The organism is Aerococcus sp. L_32, assembly GCF_050689315.1.
The window spans coordinates 1-2,847 of the sequence record NZ_JBOEQF010000267.1 but is presented as its reverse complement, the minus strand read 5'-3'; the positions used below and the strand labels follow the sequence as shown (position 1 = coordinate 2,847).

The following is a 2,847-nucleotide window of genomic DNA, read 5'->3' as shown; positions in this document are numbered from 1 at the left end:
GACCAAAAACTTCCCAGAAGCTCATTTCCGTTCAACTGAAGAAATGTTGCGAGAGTTTGCTTTCCTAGGCGAGGAAACGGCATACCAAATTGTCGTTGAAAATTCCAATGCCATTGCAGACAGCATTGAGTTTGTGGAACCTTTGAAAGACAAATTGTATACACCAACAATTGAAGGGGCGGAACAAGAACTGACAGATATGTCATTTGAAAAAGCCCATGAAATCTACGGTAAAGAACTACCAGAAATCGTAGAGGCTCGCTTAGATAAAGAATTGAAATCTATTATCTCCAATGGATTCTCGGTTATTTACCTGATTTCACAAAAATTGGTGAAGAAATCGAATGACGACGGCTATATCGTTGGTTCCCGTGGGTCAGTAGGATCCTCATTTGTAGCGACTATGTCAGGGATTACGGAAGTAAATCCGCTGGCGCCGCATTATGTTTGCCCGAATTGCCACTATAGTCATTTCTTTACTGATGGATCGGTGGGGTCTGGGTTCGACTTGCCAGATAAATCTTGTCCTGAATGTGGGACTAACTTGGATAAAGACGGACAAGATATTCCATTTGAAACCTTCTTAGGATTTAAAGGGGACAAGGTACCTGATATCGATTTGAACTTCTCTGGAGAATACCAAGCCCGCGCCCATGCCTACACTAAAGTCCTTTTCGGTGACGACCACGTTTTCCGGGCGGGAACAATTGGTACAGTTGCGGATAAAACAGCCTTCGGGTATGTACTAGGTTACGACCAAGACAAGAATTTAAATCTTCGTAAAACCGAGAAAGAATTCTTAGCCAAGGGTGCAACAGGCGTTAAACGGACAACCGGTCAGCATCCAGGGGGAATCATTGTTATCCCTGAAAATATGGATGTATATGATTTTACCCCAATTCAATTCCCGGCTGACGACGTGGAATCTGAATGGAAGACGACCCACTTCGATTTCCATTCCATCCATGATAACGTCTTGAAATTAGATATCCTTGGGCACGATGACCCGACAATGATTCGTAAATTACAGGATTTATCCGGCATCAATCCAACCGAAATTCCAATCGATGATCCAGAAGTATATGAATTATTCAATGGGACAGAAGTTTTAGGTGTTACCAAAGAACAAATCTATTCCAATACTGGTACATTAGGCATTCCCGAGTTTGGGACCCGATTTACCCGACAAATGCTTGAAGCAACCAAACCTTCAACCTTCGCCGAACTACTGCAAATCTCCGGATTATCGCATGGTACAGACGTTTGGTTAGGTAATGCCGAAGTACTTGTCCGTGAAAAAGGGCTACCGCTAAGTGAAGTTATCGGTTGTCGTGATGATATCATGGTTTACTTAATCCATCGTGGTCTACCTGAATCAGAGGCCTTCCAAATAATGGAGAAAGTTCGTAAAGGCAAGGGGTTATCTGACGAACACAAGGCCATCATGCGTGAATACGACGTGCCGGAATGGTATATGGATTCATGTGAAAAAATCAAATATATGTTCCCGAAAGCCCATGCCGCTGCCTATGTATTGAATGCCATGCGGGTAGCTTGGTTTAAAGTGAAACATCCAATTTGGTACTACTGTGCTTACTTATCAGTACGGGCGAGTGACTTTGACCTTGTATCCATGTCGAACGGGAAAGAATCGACTAAGGCCAAAATTAACGAAATCAATGCCAAAGGAATGGAAGCTTCGACTAAAGAAAAACAATTGTTAACAGTCCTTGAGATTGTAAACGAGATGTGGGAACGTGGCTTTACCTTAAAAATGGTTGATATCAATAAATCTCATGCAACTGAATTTATTATTGAAGAGGACAATACTTTGATTGCACCTTTTAGAGCCATTGACGGTTTGGGTACAAACGTGGCCAAATCTATTGTTGCAGCACGTGAGGAATCACCGTTCTTATCCAAAGAAGACTTACAAACTCGTGGTAAAGTGTCTAAATCATTGATTGAATACATGACCGAGAATCATGTATTAGATGGTTTACCAGACCAAAACCAATTATCACTATTTGATTTTTAAAAGCGCAAAACAGGATTACCTATCATCTTGAAAGGTAATCCTGTTTTTTTGAGCGTTATTTTTTGTTGTATCTATCAGATTATGTTAACATAATATTGTATGCATCATTTTTAAGTGAATCCGTTCGCTTAACCGCAATATTCGCAACAAATCACACGCCAGTGTTATGTTTATTTGTTGCTTTTTACCATGTATATTGATTATTTAAAAGGAGGAATTCTATGCAGTTATTGCTAGATAAGTTTAAAGAAGTGATATCTTCTGTCTTACCTATCGTCGTCCTTGTATTCGCGCTAGCATTTACCCTGGTTGATGTGCCAGGAGATATGATGGCGAGATTTGCAATTGGTTCAATCCTATTAACACTAGGACTGACCATTTTCCTATTCGGGGTAGATATTGGTATGACGCCAATTGGGAATTATTTAGGTGATTCGATTATTCGATCAAGTTCCCATTTAATCGTACTATTATTATCATTCTTTATAGGGTTTTCGATTACCGTAGCCGAACCAGACCTATTAATTTTGGGCCAGCAAATTTCTGATGCAACGGGTGGTGTTTTAGGGTCACAAACCATTGTTGTCGTTGTATCAATAGGTGTGGGGGTTATGATCGCCCTTGCTGTTTACCGGGTAATGAAAGATGTCGCCTTGAAGTGGTTCTTCCTAGCCGTTTATGCGGTCATTACTATATTATCAATTTTCGTAGATTCTACCTTCCTAGCTATGTCATTTGATGCCTCAGGTGCAACGACTGGTGCCTTAACAACACCATTCGTATTGGCTTTAGGTACCAGTGTTTCCGCT

The 2,847-nt window shown here is 40.9% G+C and carries 2 protein-coding genes; both read left to right on the top strand.

Annotation, left to right across the window (positions count from 1 at the left end; genetic code table 11):
* Positions 1 to 2,038: PolC-type DNA polymerase III (locus ACRCJ0_RS11545; protein WP_431390509.1), on the top strand; the 2,038-nt coding region annotated here is incomplete at its 5' end.
* 221 nt (positions 2,039 to 2,259) lie between these two features.
* The coding region (locus ACRCJ0_RS11540) for a DUF1538 family protein (protein WP_431390508.1) at positions 2,260 to 2,847 on the top strand (588 nt) is incomplete at its 3' end.